This window comes from Mucilaginibacter sp. 320_HR, from assembly GCF_059691875.1.
This window is the reverse complement of sequence record NZ_JCAWAI010000003.1, coordinates 645,086-668,301: the sequence shown is the minus strand read 5'-3', so window position 1 is coordinate 668,301 and position 23,216 is coordinate 645,086. Positions and strand designations below refer to the sequence as shown.

The window sequence follows — 23,216 nt, the reverse complement described above, 5'->3', positions numbered from 1 at the left end:
TAAAACAGGCGTTACTATTAGCAACTACTCGTTCAGAAGGGCTCTCAGGCTCTCAATTGTGTCGGCTTCTTCCTTGGGTTTATCATGCCTCCAGCGAAGGATGCGGGGGAACCGCAAAGCAATGCCCGACTTATGCCGGGTAGATTTATTTATTCCCTCAAACCCTATCTCAAAGACCAGTTCGGGTTTAACGGTCCTTACCGGTCCGAACTTTTCCAGGGTGTTGCGTTTTACAAAATAATCAACCTTGTTTATCTCCTGATCTGTTAGGCCGCTATAGGCTTTCGCGAAGGGTACTAGTTTGTCGCCGTCCCATACGGCGAAGGTATAGTCGGTATATAGGTCAGCGCGCCGGCCATGGCCTTTTTGCGCGTAGATCATTACCGCATCTACAGACAGCGGGTCTATCTTCCATTTCCACCAGTCACCGCGGCGGCGGCCCACCTGGTATGTCGCGCCTTTACGTTTTAGCATGATGCCTTCTGCGATCATAGCGCGCGATTGCTCCCTTGTCTTTTCCAGCTCGGCCCAACTGTTAAATGCTATTAAGGCCGATATACGGAATACATCCGGAAAAGGTGTATCGGCCTGCAGCTGCTCTAATATGCTGCGGCGTTCAGACTGACTTTTGTATCTAATGTCTTCGCCATTGTACTCCAGGCAGTCGTAAACTATAGTAGCTACCGGGCTGTCGGCCAAAATTTTCTTGCTGAGGTTTTTGCGGCCAATACGTGTTTGCAAAACGCTAAATGACATTGGCTGATCGTTTTGAAAGCTCAGGATCTCGCCGTCCAGCACGGTGCCGTCCGGTAGTGCATTTAAAAAGGGATGTAGTTCCGGGAACTTTTCTGTTGCCAGGTCCTCGCCGCGGCTCCAGATAAATATCTGCCCGTCGCGCTTTATCATTTGGGCGCGTATACCGTCCCATTTCCACTCGGCCTGCCAATCTTGCGCCGCGCCAAGCGAATGTTCAATCTCATCGGCCGTTTTACCTTTATCAGAGGTCTCCTGTATAGGATATGCCAGGAAGAAGGGATACGGCCGGGATATGTCATCACCTGCATGTTGTTCCTGCACCAGCTGTTCAAAGGTGTAGTCTTCCGGCATCCAGCTACCCATTATACGATGAGTAAGCGCCGGTGCTTCTATACCGGTAACATCTGCCAGGGCTTTTACCACCAGGTTTTGCGAAACTCCCACACGGAAACTCCCGGTAAGCAGCTTATTAAACACAAAGCGCTCCTGGTTATCCAGCATCGCCCATGAATTTAACAGCCATTGCTTCTTTTCATCCTCAGTTTTAACAGCAAGGGCGTTTATCTCTGCTATCCACTCCGTTAGTGTTTTACTGCTGCTCTCGTGGCTTTCGGGCATTAGCAAAGTCATAGTCTCGGCAAGGTCGCCCACTACATGGTAGCTTTCTTCAAAAAGCCACGCGGGGATATTTGACGCTTCCATTGCCCAGTTGCGTATTAGCGTAGAATTGATCTGCCGCTTGGGCTTTCTGCCGGTAAACAAGGCCAGCATATGCATCTTGTCTGTATCAGGCACGCTGGTGAAATAATCCTTCAGCACCTTTACTTTCTCGTTGGTCTTATTCGTCTCGTCTAAAGAGAGGAATAGCTGCGCAAATGCTTTCATGCGTCTGCCTCCTTAACTTCTTCCGTTTCTTTTTTTTCTTCGTTTTCGGTGATGGTTGCGTCTTCTTCCTCGCCGCCGTACAGGGTATGTACCTCCCGGGCGTTAAACCCAATTTCGTTAAGGTACCGAGTGAACGATGCCGTGTAGCCATGAGTGAGGTAAACGCACTCGCAGCCTGTAGCGTCTATGGCGCTTACCAGGCCATTCCAATCGGCATGGTCAGACATGATAAAACCACGATCAGCGGCTCGCCGGCGTTTCGCACCCCTTATAGCCATCCAGCCGCTGCAATACCCAAAGCTATAGGGCTGAAACTTCCGCATCCACGGTGTGCCAACAGCAGAAGGCGGCGCAAGGATAATGCCTTTGCGGACTTCCTCTTTAGGTGAGTCGAAAGTAATCCGGTGCGTAGGGTTCAGGATCACGCCATTGCGCCGAAGCGCTTCATTAGTGTTTTCGATAACCCCATGGGTATAAACCTTACCAATGCTGAGGTCGAGGTTTTGCAGGATGCGCTGCGCTTTACCCAGCGAGTAGCCAACTATTATGGTACCAAGTCCGTTTTCCACATTGCTTTGCCACCAGCTGTTCACATCAGTAAATAACTGCGACTGTGGTTTCCAGGTGTAAACCGGCATACCGAAGGTACATTCGGATATGAAATGGTGGCATTTAACCGGTTCAAACGGGGTAGATATCCCGTCGTCCTCAGTTTTATAATCGCCGGATACCACCCAAACCTGTCCCTTATAACTTACCCTTATTTGTGCCGAACCAATAACGTGCCCTGCGGGGAACAGGCAAACTTCTACACCGTTCTTCATTACGGTTTCGCCATAGGCTACCGTTTGCAAATTGATGTCGCCAAGGCGATAGTAAAGCACCTCGCGCGACAGCTCATGCGCAAGGTAGCGCTTATGCCCTACATAGGCGTGGTCTGCATGGGCATGCGTAATTACCGCATCGTCCACAGGTTTCCATGGGTCTATATAAAAATCGCCGTGTTCGCAGTAAATACTGCGGTCGGTAAACTCTAGCAGTGGTTTGGCCATATGTAACTAATTAAACCAGCAGCAGCACAATAAGTTTGATGTACCGCTTCGCTGGTATTATGTGCCTTTATGCTTCTGCTTTTATGCTATAATAAACTAGCTTTGCGGCATGGCTAAGCTAAAATCCTTTGTCAACAACCCGTACCAGGAGAACACCTATTTATTGTATGATGATAGCGGCGAATGCGCCATTATTGACCCGGGGATGTATACTTCGGCAGAGCAAAATGCAGTAGTAAACTTTATAACAGAAAACAGCCTTAAACCGGTGTTGCTGTTAAACACGCACTGCCATATAGACCACGTGCTGGGCAACAAATTTGTGTTTGACCAATACGGGCTAAAGCCGAGGTTTAACATAGGGGAAAGCGAAACGCTTGCATCAGTAGTGGTGTATGCCCCGGCAATGGGGTTCAGGTACGATGCCTCTCCATTACCTGACGAGTATTTGCCCGAAAGTGGTACTATTGCGTTTGGCCAAACATCACTGGAGCTGATTTTTGCGCCCGGACATTCGCCCGCGCACCTTTGTTTTTACGACAAGGGAGACAATATTTTGATAGGCGGCGACGTACTGTTTCGCAACAGCATAGGCCGTACTGACCTTCCCGGCGGCAACCACAATCAGCTGATAGAAAATATAAAGGCGAAACTTTTTGTTCTCCCAGATGATTGTACCGTATACCCGGGCCATGGTCCCGAAACAACAATTGGTTACGAAAAACAGCACAACCCTTACCTGTAAAGTTTGAATACATCCATTTACATAGCCAAGCGATACCTGTTCAGCAAGAAGCAGACGCATGCCATCAACATTATTTCGGGCATATCCATGCTGGGGGTATTGGTGGGCAGCGCAGCGCTTATAATCATACTATCGGTGTTCAACGGCTTTGAAGAGGTTATTCTTTCTCTGTACAGCGACTTTACGCCTGAAATAAGGATAGAACCGAGGTTGGGCAAAACCTTTGACCCCAATACAACATACTTTGCTGCGCTGAAAAAAGATGGGCGAATATTTTCTTACACCCCGGTATTGCAGGAAAAGGTGCTGCTGAGATACGGCGACAAACCTTTTATTGGAACCATTAAGGGCGTGAGTGACGACTTTTTGAAGAAGAAGGACTTAGACAGCGTTTTACGGGCAGGGTCATTTACGCTTAAGGACGACCGGTACTACTACGCCGTTATAGGCACAACCATAGAGCAAAGCCTTGGTGTAAGTATAAAAGACCAGTTTACCCCGCTGCAGATTTACTCGCCCAGGCGTACCAGCAGCAATGCGGCAAACCCCATGAACGATTTTGCCTTCCGGCCAATAACCCCATCCGGTGTATTTTCTATCCAGGCGGAGTTTGATGACATGGTGATTGTGCCTATTGAATTTACCCGCGACCTGCTGGACGAGCCGGTGAAGGTTTCGGCTGTAGAGATAAACCTGAAACCCGGCACAAATATAGATGATGTGCAGGAGGAGATTACAGATAAGATTGGGAACAACTACGTAGTTAAGAACCGCAAGCAGCAAAACACCGAACTTTATAAAACCATTAATTACGAGCGCTGGTCCATTTTCATGATCCTTACTTTCGTACTCATCATTGCCATTTTCAACATCATTGGTTCTCTTACCATGCTGGTGATGGATAAGCGTAAAGACATTGCCATACTTACCAGCCTGGGGGCAAGCAAAACACTGATACAAGGAATATTCTTTTTTGAGGGTATGATGATATCTATGGTGGGGCTGGTAATTGGCGTGGCCGTGGGTACTTTGGTATGTGTTGTACAGCAGCAGTTTAAACTCATAAAAATGGGTGCTGAGCTATCCGTACTGGACGCTTACCCGGTTGCCTTTAACCCGGGCGATTTTCTGCTGGTGTTTGTTACGGTACTCTTTATAGCCGTTATTGCTTCGGGCATAAGCGCCCGCTTAAGTGTAAAAGGCCTGGACGAGATAAAGCAGGACCTGTAAACAAGACCGAAGCCATTTGTCTTCGATTCTTCAATGTCAGTCTGAGCTTGTCGAAGACCTGTACGCCTCGTTAATGGTTCGACAGGCTCACAATGACAAGTTCATTATCATGTTAGTCTAAGCTTGTCGAAGACCTGTACGCCTCGCTAATGGTTCGACAAGCTCGCCATGACAAGTTCATCAGCATGTCAGTCTGAGCTTGTCGAAGACCTGTACGCCTTACAAATGGTTCAACGGGCTCACCATGACAAGTTCATTAGCATGTCAGTCTGAGCTTGTCGAAGCCTGCGCACGTTCTAAACTTTCCACAGATCAACCTTAAAACAAAAAAAACGCTAGCTTTAACCATCGCCATGGTGGGGTTAAATAAAACAAACTCATTTACCTAAACAGCGTTATAATTATCATGGAATCAAAACGTCAGCAAAAATTTGCCGGGGTGATACAGCAGGACCTCGCTGCCATCTTTCAGCGCGAAGGGATGCATTTTCTGCCAAATACCCTTGTTACTATAACCAAAGTGCGTGTGACGCCCGATCTGGCCATAGCACGTGTGTTCCTCAGTTTCTTCAATGGTGCCGACAACCAGCAGTCGCTGCAAACGGTAAAGTCGCATGCGTCAGAGATCCGTTACAAACTTGGTGCACGCATAAAAGACCAGGTGCGTATAATACCGCAACTCGAATTTTTTATTGATGACACCAGCGACTACGTGGAGCGCATGGATAAAATTTTTGATAAGATCAGTAAAGAAGACCGCCAGCCGGACACCACCAGCGAAAGCTAAACCGTAATGAGCGCTACTGATAAGTTAGCTGCCGCGCTGGAAAACTACCAGGGTAGCATTGGCCGCGTTGTAGATTTTAATAGTGCTACAGATAAACTGTTGCCGCTGGACCTTACGGCTGCAAACAGCGAGCTAACGGCGGAGTTACTGGCAGATACAAAAGCTTTCGGGCGTTGGATAGATCAGAAGCTTGCCGCTGCCGAAGCGCGCTACGCTATTGGCGGGTACATGGAGCACCGCACTATTTACAGCCGAAGCGCACATTTTAACACAGCTGATGAGCCGCGCCGGTTACATTTAGGGGTAGATATTTGGGGCGATGCCGGCACACCGGTTTACACACCAATAGATGGCCTTGTACACTCCTTTGCAGACAATAACAACTTTGGCGATTACGGCCCTACCATTATCTTACAGCATAGCGTAAATGGGCTTACGTTTTATAGCTTGTATGGCCACCTGAGCAGGAAAAGCCTGGAAGTGCTTTACGAAGGTAAGGCGGTTAAGGCAGATGAACAGATTGCCACCTTAGGTGCCGACGACGAGAACGGACAATGGCCGCCGCACCTACATTTTCAGCTGATGCTTGATGTGGGCGGCATGCGGGGAGATTACCCGGGCGTGGGAAAGTACTCGCAAAAGGAAGTTTACGAGCAGAACATTCCCGATCCGGGCTTGTTGTTGAGGTTACACAACATAGCATAACTTGCCCTGTTGTGTAACCACTTTATTATAGTTAGGCTCAATTGCTTTTTACAAGTTAGTGCTTATATTTGCCACGCTAAAAAACATCATTTTATTACATAATGAGAGAGATACAATTCAGAGAAGCCCTGCGTGAAGCCATGACGGAAGAAATGCGCAAGGACGAAAATATATACCTGATGGGCGAAGAGGTTGCCGAATATAACGGCGCTTACAAAGTAAGCCAGGGTATGCTCGACGAATTTGGCGCTAAGCGCGTAATAGATACCCCTATCTCTGAGTTGGGTTTTGCCGGTATTGGTATTGGTTCGGCTATGAACGGCCTGCGCCCAATCATCGAGTTCATGACCTTTAACTTCTCGCTGGTAGCTATCGACCAGATCATCAACGGCGCAGCCAAAATGATGTCTATGAGCGGTGGCCAGTTCTCTGTACCAATCGTTTTCCGCGGCCCAACAGGTAACGCAGGTATGTTGAGCTCTCAGCACAGCCAGTGCTTCGAGAACTGGTACGCAAACTGCCCGGGTCTGAAAGTGGTTGTTCCATCTAACCCGTACGATGCTAAAGGCTTATTAAAATCAGCCATTATCGATCCGGATCCGGTTATCTTCATGGAGTCGGAAGTTATGTACGGCGATAAAGGTGAAGTACCAGAAGAGACTTATTACATTGAAATAGGTAAAGCAAAGGTTACTAAAGAAGGTAATGATGTTACCCTTGTTGGTTTCGGTAAGATCATGAAAGTGGTTAATGCAGCAGCAGCAGAGCTTGAAAAAGAAGGCATCCACGCTGAAGTGATTGACCTGCGTTCTGTTCGTCCTATCGACTACCCGACCATTATAGAATCAGTGAAGAAAACTAACCGCCTGGTGATCGTAGAAGAAAGCTGGCCGCTAGGTTCAATAGCTACTGAAGTTGCCTTCAAAGTTCAGAAAGATGCATTTGATTACCTTGATGCACCTATCCTGCGCATTATGGGCGGAGACGTTCCCCTTCCTTACGCACCAACCCTGATTCAGGAATATCTTCCAAACCCAGAGCGTGTAATTAAAGCAGTAAAAGAAGTAATGTACGTTAACAAGTAATTGTTAATGTCTTGAAATAACAACAAGAAAGCCTCCCAAATGGGGGGCTTTCTTGTTAATTTATGTACGTATTTTTGCACTTATATAAGTACTATGGACGAGTTGATTGTAAAGGATAGTAATGGTAATCGTTTAAGCGATGGCGATAGTGTAACATTGATCAAAAGCCTAAAGGTAAAAGGCGGTGGCACCACTCTTAAACAAGGCACGTTGGTGAAAAATATAAAACTCACCGACAATGACGAAGAGGTTGATTGTAAAGTAGACGGAATGAAGATAGTACTGCGGACGGAGTTTCTAAAGAAGCGGTAACAACGGGTGTTGGACATCAATGATGGTGGTTGTCCCTCAATTAACGTATTTGGTTTTGAATTAAAAACTTGTATCTTTAAAAATGCCCACGCAAGAAAACCGCAAGTTGTTTTTCCCGCTGCTAATTTTTATCGGCATGGTGGCGGTGGGTGTTAATACCATTAATAAGGCCATTGCCTCGCACCAAACCTGGCGGTTGGTTATTGCAGTTATCCCAACCATTATGTTCAGCGCGGCTACTATACTGGTTATTATGAAGTACAAGTATGGCAGCAAGGAATCTGAAGAAGAGACCGATCACCACACTATAGACTAATACTACTGGTTTATCAGTATATTCTCGCCAAATTTTTTTGATACCGTTGCAGGCTCTCCATCATTAATGCTGATGACAAGCGAGCTATCATAAGCTATTTTCTCTACAAGCTGTATTTTGGTGCCAATGCTTATGCTTAATTTCTGCAGGTATTGCAGGAAAGCGCTGGTGGTATCTTTAACGGCTGCAACGCGGCATGCTGTACCAGTCTTCACGTCTGCAAGGGTTACAGAGTAGCGCTTGGCCATTTTACCATTGGCTTTGGGTATAGGGTCTCCGTGCGGGTCGTACTCCGGGAATCCAAGGAACTTATCCAACCTGTCGGCAAGCGAGGCGTCTTTTATGTGTTCCAGCTCCTCGGCAATGTCGTGGATCTCGTCCCAATGGTAGCCCAACTTTTCCAGCAGAAAAACTTCCCAAAGCCGGTGACGGCGGACGATCAGTGTTGCATCCTTCTGTCCTTGCGCAGTAAGCTCAACCCCCTTCTTTTTATCGTAAGAGATCAGCTGCTTATCTGTAAGCTTACGGATCATATCCACTACCGATGCAGGATTGTTACCCAGCGACTCTGCTATAGCCGTAGGAGTTATCTTCTGGCCTTTATCCAACCCTAGACGATAAATACATTTAAGATAATTTTCTTCTGAAAGCGTGATCATGATCGAGTAATTAGTGCCTGAATGAAAATCCAATAAAGTACACCTTATCAGCGCCTTTGTTTAAGCCGTAATTTAAGCCGGCATCAATGTTAAGATTGCTGTTTACCGAGAAAACAAACCCGCCGTTTGCGAAAAAGTCGGCATTTTTGGTGTATGTGCTGTAGGTAGTGTAAGCCTCTACAAAGCCGTCTACTTGCTTAAACAACGATCTCCCGAAAGTGAAAGAGTACAGCAGCTCGTTATAATACTTGTTATCCTCTTCCTTTACAAAGCTTGCACTAACCTGTGAGCCAAATTTAACTTCATCAGTAACCTCTGCCGCAAACGGGAATGTTATACCTCCTTGTACGCCATTGTTTTCGAAAGATGAGGTAGGGAACGATATAAATGGCAGTACAGCCAGTGCGGTTTTGCCGCCGTTGCTTCCCCATAGGTTATACTTAAACCGCAGGGTAATATCATCAAATCCGCTGCTTTTGTTCAGCAGCTTACCCGTTTGTACATCTCGTTCCGTATTGCTGACAAAGATTGGCACTACGAGTTGTATGTCGGTTTTAGCAGATAAACCAAGCTTGTAGTTTGCTACATGGTAGCTGTTTTGAATACTACGGATGCCATCGCTTGTGTTTCGCACATGCCTGTAAAGGTCACTTTCTACCTGGAAGTGCCCTGCTTCAACGGTATAGGCACTTTCTGTTACGTCGGGCCGGTCCGTTTCCATTTCTTTCATTTTATCAGCAGGCACAGGGTGGGTCAGGTTGTAGCGTTTGATCGTATCGCCCTGTCCAAATGCATCATTAAAGCCTAAGCACATTAGTAAGGCTACTGCTAAATAAAAGTATCTCATTCCGCCAAAGCTAACTATAAATTAGAATAATAAAATAAATAAAATTAGGCATGACTAATTTTATTGAACTGTTGATGTTTTCTTTTGATATTTCATCAAATTCCCTCAACTTCGACCGCCGATTGTAGCGTTTAAGCTGCAGTGGGTAATATTCATTTTCAGATTTGTGGAAGCATATAGTATAAAAATAGCGCAGGAACTGGCCATCGGCAGCAAGCAGGTAAGCGCAACCATCAGCTTATTAGACGAAGGCGCTACTGTGCCCTTTATCTCGCGTTACCGTAAAGAACTCACGGGCAGCCTGGACGAGGTTCAAGTAGCTGCTATTCGCGACCGTGTACAGCAACTACGCGATCTTGATAAACGCAGGGAAGCTATCCTGAAGTCGTTAACAGACATGGGAAAACTAACGCCCGAACTAGAGCAGCAGGTAAATGCAGCAGAGAACATGGTGCAGCTAGAGGATATTTACCTGCCATACCGCCCTAAACGGAAAACCCGTGCAACAACTGCAAGGGAGAAAGGCTTGCAGCCACTTGCCGATAGCTTACTGGAGCAGAAGAACCTTAACACAGAACAGGAAGCCGGTAAATATATTGACGCTGATAAAGGCGTTAATACTGTAGAAGAAGCGCTTGCCGGGGCACGAGACATTATTGCAGAATACATTAGTGAACATGCCGAAACACGCGCCAAAATGCGCCAGCTTTTTACTGAAAAAGGTGTGTTCGAGTCGAGGGTGGCACCAGGTAAGGAAGCAGCTGGCATAAAGTACAAAGACTATTTTGAATGGACCGAGCCTGTAAAGTCTGCCCCGTCTCACCGGGTGCTGGCCATGCGCAGGGGAGAGAAAGAAGAGATACTGTGGCTGGATATAAAGCCAAATGAAGAAGACGCCATAGACCTGCTGGAGCGTGAGTTTGTAACGGCAAACAACGCCGCATCGGAACAGGTGAAGCTGGCAATTGCCGACGGCTATAAACGCCTGCTTAAACCATCCATGGAAACGGAGATACGCCTGCAAACCAAGAAAGCTGCAGATGAAGAAGCGATAAGGGTGTTTGCCGAAAATGCAAGGCAGTTATTGCTGGGTGCGCCGCTTGGGCAAAAGCGCATTATGGCTATCGACCCGGGTTTCCGCACAGGATGCAAGCTGGTGTGCTTAGACGAGCAAGGCAAGCTGCTGGAGAACACAGCTATTTACCCGCATACGGGTGCAGGGCAGGCTAAAGAGGCGGAAAAAACAGTTCGGCATTTATTTGAGCAGTACAATATAGAAGCCATTGCTATTGGCAATGGGACCGCCGGGCGCGAAACAGAGTTGTTTGTAAGAAACCTGAACTTACCCAACGCGGTAATCGTAATGGTGAATGAAAGCGGCGCATCTATCTACTCGGCTTCTGAGGTTGCCCGGGAGGAGTTTCCGGATAAGGATATTACGGTGCGCGGCGCCGTTTCTATCGGCCGGCGTTTGATGGACCCGTTGGCAGAACTGGTGAAGATAGACCCAAAATCAATAGGGGTAGGGCAGTACCAGCACGATGTTGATCAGAACAGACTACAAACCTCGCTTGATGATACCGTAATCAGTTGTGTAAACGCTGTAGGCGTAGAGCTGAATACTGCTTCAAAGCAAATTTTGGCCTATGTGTCGGGCTTAGGGCCAACGCTGGCGCAAAACATTGTAGAATACCGTAATACAAACGGCGCCTTTAAACGCCGCGATCAGCTAAAAAAAGTAGCCCGCCTGGGCGACAAAGCCTATGAACAGGCGGCAGGCTTCCTGCGCATACGTGGTGCCGAAAACCCGCTTGATGCAAGCGCTGTACACCCGGAGCGTTACGCCCTTGTAGAACAAATGGCCAGGGATAATAAATGTACCGTGCAGGACTTGATTCGCGATTCGCAGCTGCGTAAAAGTATACCACTGCAGCGCTACGTTTCGGATACGGTTGGCTTACCCACATTAAACGACATCATGGCGGAACTTGCCAAGCCCGGACGCGATCCGCGCGAGCAGTTTGAAGCCTTCAGCTTTACGGAAGGCGTAAATGCCATAAGTGATCTTAAGGTAGGGATGAAGCTGCCCGGCATCGTCACCAACATTACCAATTTTGGAGCCTTTGTAGATATTGGCGTACATCAGGATGGATTGGTGCACCTGAGCCAGATCACCAACCGGTACATAAAAGACCCTAACGAGGTATTGAAAGTGCACCAGCGCGTAAAGGTAACTGTTACTGAGATAGATGTTAACCGGAAGCGGATCTCGTTATCTATGAAGGAGAACGAAAAACGCGAAGCCCCTGCTAGCAGGCCAAGAGACAATAAACAACCGTTTAAACCGCAAAGTAAGCCAACCAGGCAAGAGCCTGAAACAGATATGGCTAGTAAGCTGGCTGCGTTACGCAATAAGTTCAAGTAATTAGCCCTTGTGTTTCCGCAGGCTTTGAAAGTCTATGTAGTAAAGAATTTTAAGCGAAAAGTTGTTGTTTTTAGGAACGTTGTAGGTATCCCGAAAGTTCTCAAAGTAACCCTGGTCTACCCTGCTGGCGCTTGTTACGGTCGAGTTTTTCCACGATATGCTTAACTCGCTGCCTGGAGTGAACTGCCACACATAAATCATATCAATATTCCAGAGGTTCAGGTTTTGGTTAATATTGTGGTCGAAATTGTTAGAAGTAAGCCCGGTTAAATAGCCGGCTTTATCTGCGCTAAAAAAATCTTTATAATCTACCTTACTCCAGTAGTGCCTTAGCCGCAGATTAAGCCCCATAATACCGCTGAATGTATATTTAAGATTGAAGATATTTTCTACAGTATGCACATTGCGCAATGCAAAAACTGCCTGGCCATCATTGTCCAAAGTGGCAAATCCGGTATAGTTAATACGAGGGCTGATGGTGACATCCTCGCCCAAAGAAAACTTGTTGCTCAGGCGCAGGTTAAAGAAAAGTTCCAGGTCATTACCGTGGCCCTTATAGCCATTGTTGACCCATTGGTCCGAGTACCAGAAACCGCCTGAAAACATTTTGGCCCGGTTGGTAGAGAGGTTCCAGTTAAGTGCAAAGTTTTCGGGGCGTTTAAATACCTGTCCATCCTGATGCGCTTCGTAAAAATCATTCCCTTCTACCCGGTAGTGTCCATTGATGTTTGCTTGCCACAAGTTTTTAAAGGTTCCGAATCCGCCGAAGTTTTGATTAAAGTATTGGAAGATGGATGGCGTAACAGTGCGTGAGTAATAAGTATTTGTCCACACACCCCATTGTGTAAACAGGTGCTTTGGCTTGTAATTAGTGTATGCTAAATCAAGGTTATGGTCTAAAAAGTTGCTGTTTTGCATATTACCAAGATCGTTCTGATCATAGTTTTTGCTCACCAGATCCTGCCCTAAACTCCATGTGAAGTTGCCCGATGATTTTCCGCCGAATACCTCATAGCTGTAACCGGTGCTGGTTGGTGTGCCCGGCCCATAAATATTGCTCATGAAGGCATAGCCGTTTAGCTTGTAGGTGTTCTTTTTATTGTTAAGGGTGTAAACAAATCCGCCTACATCTGCACTGTAGTCTTTGTTAAAGCGGGTAACGTTGGTGTTGATGAAGGTTATTGCCGAATTGTTTTTCAAGTTCTGATCAAGCACAATAATGTTGTAGTTGGCTACTGGGCTTGTTTCTACCTGCCGCTTATTGCCCTCCTTATCTTCTACAACCGCAAAAGCGCTGTTGGTTATTGCGTTAAATACACCTATGCCCAGCCCTTTTGATGTACGGCCCGAAAATTTGAACGCGTTGAGGAGTTTAGTTTCTGTCGGATTACTGATCACTTCTTCACCATCAGCCAGTCCCTGGTAAGCCCTGTTGGAATGGATGGGCCCGCCGCCAACACGTCGCGAATAAAAAAGATTTCCCTTATTAAACAGTTCTGTGCCCTCGGTAAAGAATGGCCGGTTCTCATTATACTTCACCTCGAAAGGTGTAAGGTTAAGCACCTTATTATCTGACTGTACCTGGCCAAAGTCGGGTATCAGGGTAAGGTCAAGCGTAAATGCGTCGTTAATGCCGTACTTAACATCCATCCCGCCGTTTACTGATGCAGTTGTATTTTTTACCCCGGCGGTGTTGTACGGGTAATGGTTAACGTAAGTAGAAAAGTAGGGATAAAATGCTAACCTTACGGGTGGCTGTAGCTTTTCTAAACCTGTAAGAATACCTTCCTGGTTAATAAAGCCGTTCATTTTTGGGTCTACCTCGTTCCAGAAGAGCTGCTGCTGTATGCGCTGACGCTTACGGATAAGGTTCATGCCCCAGGTTTGTACGTCCTTTTTTGCAAAGCGCAGTGCCGAATAGGGGATGCGCATCTCAGCTGTCCACCCGTGTTCATCAACATGAACCTTGCTGGTCCAAACAGCATTCCAGTTTGGGTCCTCAGTATTACCTTCTGAATTGGGCGGTGTATATTTTGCATCAAACTGGCTATTGGCAGATGTTACAAAGAAGCCCGTGCCGTTGATCCCGTCCTTATAAGTATCGAATATAACACCAATAAAATCCGCATTTCCTACCTGGTCGCGGGTGGCGATTTCCTTTGCTACCTTGTCACCAGATGTTTCATACATGCGGGCGCCTACGTAAATGGCGTTATTATCGTATATGATCTTTACTTCCGTACGTTCTTCTGCTTTTTCGTGCACGCCTGCATTGGGTTGCAGTTCTACAAAGTCTGTAGCAACAGGCACATTGTCCCATACCTTATCGTCAAGTACGCCGTCTAATTTAGGTGGTGTCTCGGTCTTAGTAGCAACAAGTGTCTTTTTCGGTTTTTGCGAAAAGGCGGTAAGTGTTGCTACAGTAAGCAGTAGGATAAAAATGAACTTCATCGATCAGGTAATAGGTGATAAGATGCACAAAGCAAGTAAAACGTTACAGCAGTAGTTGTTAAATATTAGTTAAAGCGTGTTAAAATTTCTTAATGTAGAATGTTATTGAGCCGATTGGCTTCAAAATCATACCTTTGTATCCTCAAAAATTGCTATAATAATGTTTGAAAATCTTTCGGATAAGCTCGACAGGGCGTTCAAAGTATTAAAAGGACAAGGATCCATTACCGAGATAAACGTGGCCGAGACCATGAAGGAGATACGTAAAGCTCTCCTTGATGCCGACGTTAACTATAAAACAGCTAAAACCTTTACAGATGATGTAAGGCAAAAAGCGATTGGCCAGAATGTATTAACCTCTATTTCTCCGGGCCAGTTGCTTACCAAGCTCATGAACGATGAGCTTACCGAGTTGATGGGTGGCACCACTGCCGACCTGGAACTGAAGGCATCGCCAACTATTATACTCATAGCAGGCCTTAATGGTGCGGGTAAAACAACCTTCACCGGTAAGCTGGCCAATTTTCTTAAAACTCAAAAGAACAAAAAACCTTTACTGGTTGCTGATGATATTTACCGCCCGGCTGCTATTGACCAGTTAGAAGTGTTGGGCCAGCAGGTAGGTATACCGGTTTACTCTAACCGTGAGTCTACCGATCCAGTTGCTATAGCCCGCGAAGGTATTGCCCAGGCAAAGCAGAACGGTAACAACGTGGTAATTATAGATACCGCCGGTCGTTTGGCTATAGACGAGGCCATGATGCAGGAGATAGAGCGCGTTAAAGCCGCTGTAAACCCGCACGAGATATTATTTGTGGTTGACTCCATGACCGGACAGGATGCGGTGAATACCGCAAAGGTGTTTAACGATCGCCTGGATTTTACCGGTGTGGTACTAACCAAGCTGGATGGTGATACCCGCGGTGGTGCGGCGCTATCTATCAAGTCGGTAGTAAATAAGCCGATTAAATTCATAGGTACAGGCGAGAAGATGGAAGCGCTCGACGTTTTCCACCCGGATCGTATGGCATCCCGTATCCTGGGCATGGGCGACGTTGTTTCCCTGGTAGAGCGTGCGCAACAGCAGTTCGACGAAAAAGAAGCTGCCGAGTTGCAGAAGAAGATCCGCAAGAACAAGTTCGACTTTAACGACTTCTACAGCCAGATACAGCAGATCAAAAAGATGGGGAACATGAAGGATCTCATTGGCATGATACCGGGTGTTGGCAAAATGATGAAGGATGTTGAAGTAGGTGATGACGCTTTTAAATCTATTGAAGCAATCATCCAGAGCATGACACCTAAAGAGAAAGAAAATCCAGACCTGATCAATCCAAGCCGCCGTGCCCGTATAGCAAAGGGCTCAGGTACGGACCTTGCCGAGGTAAACCGCTTAATGAAGCAGTTTGAGGATATGCGCAAAGTGATGAAGCAAATGAGCAACCCTGCAGCTATGGCCAACATGATGCGCCGGATGCCTAAGATGTAAGTTAACTTAAAATTTTGATAAGAGCCTCAGCAGTAATGTTGCGGCTCTTATTGTAAATTACAGCCCTATCTTTATGCAAATGAAATCAGTTACATCTATCATACTGCTTTTTATATCACCAATTGTATTTGCACAAACTAAGCGCGTTACAAAGGAAACTCCGCAGGGTACGGTAAAATACTTCGTTTTAAAGTCTGACAAGAAAGTCAAAACAGGTTCTTACGAAATTTACGCTGAAAATGGGCCTTCGGTTACTGTAAGGGGCTTTTATAAAGATGATCTTAAAGATAGTTTGTGGCAATTTTTTGCTCAACAAAAACTTGTTGCCGAGGAACACTATCGAAATGGTAATAAGTGTGATATATGGACCGGGTACAACCGAGGCTTCGAACGCTTAAAATACGATCCTGTAAAAAATGATCTGTCGCTTTACATTCCTGCAAAGATGGATAGCATGTTTAATATCACTCTATTGGGCATGCCTCCAGGAGCGGTATTAGAGCGAATTCCAATATACTTAGGCGGCAATTACACAATTGCCTATCTTCTGGCCCGTAACATCCGGTATCCTGCAACTGCACGTACCCTAAACAAACAGGGCGAACTGACCCTGACGCTTACACTTGACGAAGAAGGGAACATGGCCAACTGCTTTATTAAAGATAAACTTGGTTATGGGCTGGATAATGAAGTGTTAAGGGTTGCGCAGATGTTACCTGGAAGCTGGGTGCCGGCCATGGCAGGTGGAAAAAAAGTTGCATCACAAATAGATATTCCGATTGCTTTTGAATTAAATGCCACCGAACCGAGGGCTCATAAACCCGGAGAAATAGTTATATCAGCATTTAGCGTCATGAGATAAGTTAATCCTTCCTTGTAAAAAACCCCTTACACAAGCGGTCTTTTCCTTATTTTTTCTAAACTTTAACGCTTAAACTTTTTACTGATCATGATCTTTTCTATACCTGCACGCCGGTTGCTTTTGGTTGCACTGGCCGTTTCGGCTTTGTCTACTGCCCAGGCACAAAAAAAGCAGCTCACCACCGGGCAAATGCTCAAGAACGAGCCTAATAAAGTAGTTACCCCATTACCAATAATCACCGGCTGGGCAGATGATACTCACTATTTAAAAAGCCTGGGTCGCCGCGGCGGAGGAGGTGGTGGACAGGTTTCGGTTGACGTAGTAAGCGGTACCGAAACACCGTATACTCCACCAGAGAAGGACATGAGCGTTAGCATGCGAGATAAAGACATCTACCTGAAAAAAGCAGATGGTACCGAAACCCGCCTCACCAAAACTGCCGACGAAGAGCAAAACCCGACACTTTCTCCCGATAACAGCAAGGTAGCTTATACATTCGCCGGCAACCTGTACATACTGGATGTTGCAAGCGGCAAAGTATCTCAAATTACAACAGACGGTACCGATGTTATTTACAACGGCTATGCATCTTGGGTTTACTACGAGGAGATATTGGGCCGCGCATCACGGTACAAAGCGTTCTGGTGGTCACCGGATAGCAAGACTTTGGCGTGGATGCACTTTGATGATACAAAAGTTCCCATGTTCCCGCTGTACAACTCGGCCGGGCAGCATGGCTTTACCGAGCTGACCCGTTATCCGGAACCGGGAGATCCGAACCCGAAAGTTAAACTTGCATTTTATAACCTGCCAGGCAATAAGGTAACCTGGGCCGACTTCAACGAGAACGATGACACATACCTGGGCACACCATACTGGTCGCCGGATGGCACGTCGTTGTGGATGCAATGGATGAACCGCGATCAGAACAACATTAAAATATACGCGGTAAACCCGTCCACAGGTGGCAAAAAAGAACTGTACGACGAGAAGCAAAAAACCTGGGTAGAATGGTTCAAGGACATTAAGTTCCTGCAGAACAACCAGGGCTTTATAGTAACAACAGATAAAAGCGGCTGGGAGCACATCTACTGGTACGGTATGGATGGTAAGCTGAAATCGCAGATTACCAATGGCAACTTTACCGTAACCGGGATGCAGTACGTAGACGAGAAGAACAAGCTGGTTTACTTCACCGCACGTAAAGAGAACAGCGCCCGTGTAGATTTCTACAAGATTGGATTTAACGGCAAAGGACTTACCCGCCTTACAGCAGGTGAGTATAACCACACCATATCATTGTCGCCTAACGGCTTATACTTTACCGACACCTACTCAAACGTAGCTACCCCGGCGAAAACGGCTATCTACGACAATAAAGGCAAACTGGTTAAAGATGTAGCAGACAGCAAAGGTGCTGAGTATGATCAGTATCAACTGGCAACTACGCAGCTGGTGCGCATAAAAACCTCTGATGGCTTTGATCTGCCGATGACCGTAATGCTGCCGTTAAACTTTGATCCGGCAAAGAAATATCCGGTTGTGATCAGCATTTATGGCGGGCCTAACGCAGGTACAGTTATGGATACCTGGCGCTTCAGCGGCATGAGCCAGTGGTGGGCAAAAGAAGGTGTAGTACAGGTAGCGATGGACCACCGTGCTTCAGGTCACTTTGGTAAAGTAGGCCAGAACTACATTTACAAAGATTTGGGTAAATGGGAAATGGCAGACTATTCGGCGATGGTGAAATATCTTGAAGAAAAGTACAGTGTAGACCCGGCAAAAGTTATGATCACTGGCGGCAGCTATGGCGGTTATGTTACCGCATACGCGCTTACCTATGGTGCGGATGTATTTACCCACGGCATAGCAAACTTTGGTGTAATGGACTGGAGCCTGTATGATACCCATTATACCGAACGCTTTATGGGTACCCCGCAAAACAATCCCGAAGGTTACAAACGCAGCTCGGTACTTACTTACACCAAAAACCTGAAAGGCGTGCTGCGCATTGTGCATGGTACAATGGATGATAACGTACACATGCAAAACAGCATACAACTTACCAGCAAACTACAGGATGAAGGCAAGCATTTCGAGTTCATGCTGTACTCCGGCCAGCGTCATGGTTTCCGCGATCCGGAGAAAGCGGCTCATCAAACGATGGAGAACAACGCGTTTATTTACAAGTACCTGTTAGAAAAGCCGGTGCCCGCAGAACTTGCGGCAAAGTAATTTGAAAGCGGCTTAGGCCGCTTTTTTATATCTTTAAATATGGAAGCCCAAATCTACAAGATTGATCAAACGCAACTAAATAAACTAAGGAATAAAACGATCCTGCGCGGATTGATTATCATCATACCGTCGCTACTTATTATTACAGCAATACAATATTTGCAAGATGGGAACAGATCTCTTATGCCGTCTTTCCTTACTTATTGTATTATGATTCCTATAGTGTTAATCCCTATATATATCGGAGCAAATAAGGCTAAGAAGTCCTACAGTACAATGGAGATTGTTCTTTCAACAAATGGTATCGAACGCAGGGCTGAGGCTTGGCCTTTTAGGCGGATAAGTTGGACAAATGCCGTTATAACTAAAAAGCCAGATGGTACTATAGTTATAAATGATAAAACTGTAAGTAAATTTAGTAGGTGGATGTATGGAGCCGGCCGGCTTTTTATACAGCCCGAGATTGTTGATTATACTAAATTGGAAACAGAATTATATAGGCGAAGCACGGGAAGCCAGTCTTATGAACATTACACGGGCATCGGTAAATAGATGTAAAACATAAGGTAGAACAAATTTTATTGTGACTATCTTAACTTTTCAAAATATAATTCTAATTTGCACAACAAATAAAGGCGGAGTGCGTTAAACTAAGTAACAGCACGATAGTCAAAATAAACACATTTGTTAACCTAAAACAGACACGTTATGCAAAGAGCTTATCAATCCATTTATGTATCGTTTTACAGGTGGAACTTTAAAACATTTGGCCAGGGCAAAAGCCTGCCGGAATTCCGTTCTATGTTCAACGTTAGCTTCCTGCTGGTAGTGGTGCTTACCAATGCCATGCTGCTTACCAAGTTATTGGTTAAGGCAAATTGGTTAACATTGGGTATGGGTGCTTGTGTTGCCATTGTTGCAGGCGCTATTATGTTCCTGCTGGCAAATCATTTCATATTGCTCAATAACAAACGCTTCAGTAAATTGAATATGCAATTGGCAAGTATGGACCACAGAAAGGTTAATATCTATTCTACCGCTCTGCTTGTTAACGTTTGCATAGCTTGCAGCCTTTGCTTTTTGTAAGCAAGCGCTGCTGCTTATGAACTAAGCAATCTCCAATAAGTTGTTGCCTTGCCGTTAGATATCAAACAGCATTGTTATCTTTCGCTGATAAATGGAACAACGGGCATTTAAGATTAATAATTTTGATCTGCTTCGGTTGCTGGCCGCAACCGAAGTGATCTTTGATCATTATTACCAGCATCTAAAACTTCCCCTTAGCCATACTGCGTTAAAAATCATTTACCTGTTCCCCGGCGTTCCGGTATTCTTTGTTATCAGTGGCTATTTAATTTCCGCTTCTTACGAGCGTAACAATAGTTTAAAGAACTATGTGCGCAACCGCGCGCTCCGTATTTACCCCGGTTTGTGGGGGTGCCTGCTGGTTACTGTTATTGTTCTCTCGTTTACCGGGGCCAGCTTTCTTAACAAACAAACACTTGCATGGCTGCCGGCGCAAATGGCCGGGTTTATTTTTACGCCAGGTTTCCTGGCGGGCTACGGCTTTGGTGCTTATAACGGCAGTTTATGGACCATCCCGATAGAGCTGCAGTTTTATATCATGCTGCCACTTTGCTTTGTACTGGCACCGAAAAAGTGGATCAATCAATGGTTTATTGCCTTGTTCCTGGTATTTCTGGCGCTTAACCTGGCTTACCAGCTTGTTCCTTTAAGCGAACAGATAAGCAAGCTGATGCGTTACACCTTTGTGCCATACTTTTATCTGTTCCTGGCAGGCGTTATCTTCCAGCGGCTCAGGATCTATCAACATAACTTCATCTACGGGAAGGCAATTTACTGGATAGTACCTTATGTAATTTTCAGTCTTTACTTTTTTGACCGGATGCTGCCGGCATATTTTAACATTATACAATACATTTTTATGGCGTTTGTGCTGCTGTCTATGGCTTATACATTGCCCACCCTTTCGGATAAGTTGCTGCGTAAGAACGATATTTCATACGGTGTTTATATGTACCATGGACTGGTACTTACGGTTGCAGTACAGCTGGGCATGATTGGTCGCATCAATCTGTTCATCGTTATCGCTATCACAATTATATTGGCAACCTTGTCGTGGGTGTTGATAGAAAAGCCGTCGATCAGGCGCAAACAGCGTACGATTCACCAGGTGCAGTAAAAAGTATAGATTGGATTTACTTCATTCCCCTTCGCTCCAAAATTTTCTATATCTTTCGCTGTAAAACCTTATTGTGTGTTAGTTAAAACCTTTGGAAGTGCGGTTTATGGTATACAGGCTATAACCATAACAGTGGAAGTGAATATTTTGCCGGGTACTAAATTCTTTGTAGTGGGTCTGCCGGATGTAGCTATCAAAGAAAGCTATTTCAGAATTGAGTCTGCATTAAAAAGTACCGACTACCGTATGCCGCGCCAGCAGGTAGTAGTGAATATGGCCCCGGCGGATATCCGAAAAGAAGGATCAGCCTATGACCTTACTATTGCTATAGGTGTACTGGCCGCCTCTGGTCAGATAGAAGCAGAGAACCTGGATAAGTACCTGATTATGGGCGAGCTCTCTTTAGATGGCAGCCTGCAGCCCATCAAAGGTGCGCTGCCAATAGCTATCCAGGCCCGTAAAGAGAAATACAAAGGATTTATACTGCCCAGCCAAAATGCACGCGAAGCGGCAATAGTGAACGACCTGGATGTTTACGGCGTAGATAACATTAAGCAAGTGGCTGATTTTTTTAACGGAACCGGTACGCTGCAAAAGGAGGAAGTAAATACCCGGGAGGAGTTTTTTGATACACTAAGCAATTACGAGAACGACTTTAGCGATGTAAAAGGGCAGGAAAACATCAAGCGCGCGTTAGAGATTGCAGCGGCAGGTGGCCATAACGTTATACTGATAGGTCCGCCGGGCGCAGGTAAAACTATGCTGGCCAAACGACTGCCTTCAATATTGCCTCCGCTTACTTTGCATGAATCCTTAGAAACAACTAAAATACACTCCGTAGCAGGTAAACTATCCGCAGCAGATTCGCTGGTAACACGCAGGCCTTTCAGGTCGCCGCACCACACCATATCAGACGTAGCACTGGTAGGTGGTGGCAGCAATCCGCAGCCCGGCGAGATATCGCTGGCCCATAATGGAGTATTGTTTTTAGATGAGTTGCCGGAGTTTAAGCGTACAGCGTTAGAAGTAATGCGACAGCCGTTGGAAGAACGGCGAGTGACAATCTCCCGTGCAAGGTTCACGGTGGATTACCCCGCAACATTTATGCTGGTGGCCAGCATGAACCCGTGCCCGTGCGGGTACTATAATCATCCTGAGAAAGAATGCATTTGTCCGCCGGGAACAGTTCAAAAGTACCTGAGCAAAATATCTGGTCCGTTGCTGGACCGTATAGACCTGCATGTTGAAGTTACCCCGGTTGACTTTAGCGAATTGTCGTCCGACCGGAAAGCAGAGGCAAGTGACCTGATCCGTGAGCGTGTTATCCGTGCACGCGACAAACAGATTGAGCGCTTTGGTAATAACAACGACTTGCATGCAAATGCGCAGATGAGCCCGCAGATGGTACGCGATGTTTGTAAAATAAGCGCTGCTGGACAAACCTTGCTCAAGAAAGCAATGGAAAAGCTTGGGCTGTCCGCAAGGGCTTACGACCGTATTTTAAAAGTATCGCGCACGATTGCTGATCTTGCTGGAAGCGACGAAATACTGCTGGAGCACTTGGCAGAGGCTATTCACTTCAGAAGTTTAGACCGAGAAGGCTGGGCCGGGTAAAGTAAAAGGAAACCCATTCACCGGCCTTTCGCTTGTAATTAAAATATTTGCTTTTTTTAAAAGTTATTTATAGTTTCACGGTCCACTTCCCTATGAGCGAACCATCTAGAAAAATCATTATTTTTGACGACGACGAGGATATCTTGTCTATATGCAGCTATATATTAGAAGAGCAAGGCTGGGAGGTGCACACCTATACAGACTGCAATAATATAGTTGAAAAAGTTTCCGGCATTTTGCCCGATGTTATCCTGATGGATAACTGGATACCAGACGCTGGCGGCATTATTGCTACACAAACCCTTAAGAAGGACGAAAGCTTGAAAAGCATTCCGGTGGTGTACTTTTCTGCAAACAGCGACATACAGCTTCTTGCTGATCATGCCGGTGCAGAGACATACCTGGCAAAACCTTTTGACCTGGAAGAATTGGAGCGCGTTATCAATACCGTGCTTGTAAAAAATTAGACATTTATATCCTACAAAAAGAGCGGCTCACCTAATTGGTGAGCCGCTCTTTTTGTTTTCTGCTGAAAGTATTACTTCCAAATTTATTTTA

General features: G+C 45.9%; 20 protein-coding genes. 15 read left to right on the top strand and 5 right to left on the bottom strand.

Annotated elements, in window-relative coordinates; genetic code table 11:
• Window positions 1-24 precede the first annotated feature (24 nt).
• Window positions 25-1,641, bottom strand: coding sequence for an ATP-dependent DNA ligase (locus AC59GT_RS13565; RefSeq protein ID WP_497238132.1), 1,617 nt, complete (start codon window positions 1,639-1,641; stop codon window positions 25-27).
• Complete coding sequence (locus AC59GT_RS13560) at window positions 1,638-2,693, bottom strand: ligase-associated DNA damage response exonuclease (RefSeq protein ID WP_497238131.1); 1,056 nt, start codon at window positions 2,691-2,693, stop codon at window positions 1,638-1,640. The genes AC59GT_RS13565 and AC59GT_RS13560 overlap by 4 nt, the downstream gene beginning before the upstream one ends.
• 109 nt (window positions 2,694-2,802) lie before the next feature.
• Here AC59GT_RS13560 and AC59GT_RS13555 point away from each other — a divergent pair, with 109 nt between their 5' ends.
• The 7 genes from AC59GT_RS13555 to AC59GT_RS13525 all read left to right on the top strand — a co-directional run bounded on the left by AC59GT_RS13555 (window position 2,803) and on the right by AC59GT_RS13525 (window position 7,873).
• On the top strand, window positions 2,803-3,438 hold the full coding sequence (locus AC59GT_RS13555) for an MBL fold metallo-hydrolase (protein ID WP_497238130.1): 636 nt from the start codon (window positions 2,803-2,805) through the stop codon (window positions 3,436-3,438).
• A gap of 3 nt (window positions 3,439-3,441) precedes the next feature.
• Window positions 3,442-4,668 (top strand): ABC transporter permease, encoded by a 1,227-nt coding sequence (locus AC59GT_RS13550; RefSeq protein ID WP_497238129.1) that lies wholly within the window; start codon window positions 3,442-3,444, stop codon window positions 4,666-4,668.
• A gap of 406 nt (window positions 4,669-5,074) precedes the next feature.
• On the top strand, window positions 5,075-5,455 hold the full coding sequence (gene rbfA, locus AC59GT_RS13545) for a 30S ribosome-binding factor RbfA (RefSeq protein ID WP_497238128.1): 381 nt from the start codon (window positions 5,075-5,077) through the stop codon (window positions 5,453-5,455).
• A 6-nt stretch (window positions 5,456-5,461) separates the two neighbouring features.
• Window positions 5,462-6,160: a peptidoglycan DD-metalloendopeptidase family protein gene (locus AC59GT_RS13540; RefSeq protein ID WP_497238127.1), complete on the top strand. Its 699-nt coding sequence runs from the start codon at window positions 5,462-5,464 to the stop codon at window positions 6,158-6,160.
• Window positions 6,161-6,261: 101 nt separating this feature from the next.
• Window positions 6,262-7,245: a pyruvate dehydrogenase complex E1 component subunit beta gene (locus AC59GT_RS13535; protein ID WP_497238126.1), complete on the top strand. Its 984-nt coding sequence runs from the start codon at window positions 6,262-6,264 to the stop codon at window positions 7,243-7,245.
• A gap of 93 nt (window positions 7,246-7,338) precedes the next feature.
• Entirely contained in the window at window positions 7,339-7,557 is a 219-nt protein-coding gene (locus tag AC59GT_RS13530) for a zinc ribbon domain-containing protein YjdM (protein ID WP_117383206.1), read from the top strand.
• Between the two features lie 82 nt (window positions 7,558-7,639).
• Window positions 7,640-7,873 carry a hypothetical protein gene (locus AC59GT_RS13525; protein ID WP_497238125.1) on the top strand — a complete coding sequence of 78 codons (234 nt, stop codon included), beginning with the start codon at window positions 7,640-7,642 and terminating at the stop codon, window positions 7,871-7,873.
• Between the two features lie 2 nt (window positions 7,874-7,875).
• On the opposite strand, the gene AC59GT_RS13520 is transcribed toward AC59GT_RS13525, so the two are convergent.
• Complete coding sequence (locus AC59GT_RS13520) at window positions 7,876-8,532, bottom strand: metal-dependent transcriptional regulator (RefSeq protein ID WP_497238124.1); 657 nt, start codon at window positions 8,530-8,532, stop codon at window positions 7,876-7,878.
• A 10-nt stretch (window positions 8,533-8,542) separates the two neighbouring features.
• The gene (locus tag AC59GT_RS13515; RefSeq protein ID WP_497238123.1) at window positions 8,543-9,379 is read right to left on the bottom strand and encodes a transporter; all 837 of its coding nucleotides are present in this window, start codon (window positions 9,377-9,379) and stop codon (window positions 8,543-8,545) included.
• Between the two features lie 166 nt (window positions 9,380-9,545).
• Here AC59GT_RS13515 and AC59GT_RS13510 point away from each other — a divergent pair, with 166 nt between their 5' ends.
• Window positions 9,546-11,804: a Tex family protein gene (locus tag AC59GT_RS13510; RefSeq protein WP_497238122.1), complete on the top strand. Its 2,259-nt coding sequence runs from the start codon at window positions 9,546-9,548 to the stop codon at window positions 11,802-11,804.
• Here the strand turns inward: AC59GT_RS13510 and AC59GT_RS13505 are convergent, their stop codons facing one another.
• Window positions 11,805-14,255 (bottom strand): DUF5916 domain-containing protein, encoded by a 2,451-nt coding sequence (locus tag AC59GT_RS13505; RefSeq protein WP_497238121.1) that lies wholly within the window; start codon window positions 14,253-14,255, stop codon window positions 11,805-11,807.
• 160 nt (window positions 14,256-14,415) lie between these two features.
• Between AC59GT_RS13505 and ffh the strand changes: the two genes are divergently transcribed.
• From ffh to AC59GT_RS13470, 7 genes are all read left to right on the top strand, one after another.
• Window positions 14,416-15,744 (top strand): signal recognition particle protein, encoded by a 1,329-nt coding sequence (gene ffh, locus AC59GT_RS13500; protein WP_497238120.1) that lies wholly within the window; start codon window positions 14,416-14,418, stop codon window positions 15,742-15,744.
• A 79-nt stretch (window positions 15,745-15,823) separates the two neighbouring features.
• Window positions 15,824-16,606 (top strand): energy transducer TonB, encoded by a 783-nt coding sequence (locus tag AC59GT_RS13495; RefSeq protein WP_497238119.1) that lies wholly within the window; start codon window positions 15,824-15,826, stop codon window positions 16,604-16,606.
• Between the two features lie 87 nt (window positions 16,607-16,693).
• Window positions 16,694-18,841, top strand: coding sequence for a S9 family peptidase (locus AC59GT_RS13490; RefSeq protein WP_497238118.1), 2,148 nt, complete (start codon window positions 16,694-16,696; stop codon window positions 18,839-18,841).
• Between the two features lie 708 nt (window positions 18,842-19,549).
• Window positions 19,550-19,927 (top strand): hypothetical protein, encoded by a 378-nt coding sequence (locus tag AC59GT_RS13485; RefSeq protein WP_497238117.1) that lies wholly within the window; start codon window positions 19,550-19,552, stop codon window positions 19,925-19,927.
• A gap of 91 nt (window positions 19,928-20,018) precedes the next feature.
• Window positions 20,019-21,044, top strand: coding sequence for an acyltransferase family protein (locus AC59GT_RS13480; RefSeq protein ID WP_497238116.1), 1,026 nt, complete (start codon window positions 20,019-20,021; stop codon window positions 21,042-21,044).
• Between the two features lie 75 nt (window positions 21,045-21,119).
• Window positions 21,120-22,658: a YifB family Mg chelatase-like AAA ATPase gene (locus tag AC59GT_RS13475; RefSeq protein ID WP_117383217.1), complete on the top strand. Its 1,539-nt coding sequence runs from the start codon at window positions 21,120-21,122 to the stop codon at window positions 22,656-22,658.
• A gap of 92 nt (window positions 22,659-22,750) precedes the next feature.
• Complete coding sequence (locus AC59GT_RS13470; protein ID WP_497238115.1) at window positions 22,751-23,125, top strand: response regulator; 375 nt, start codon at window positions 22,751-22,753, stop codon at window positions 23,123-23,125.
• The last annotated feature ends 91 nt before the right edge of the window (window positions 23,126-23,216 follow it).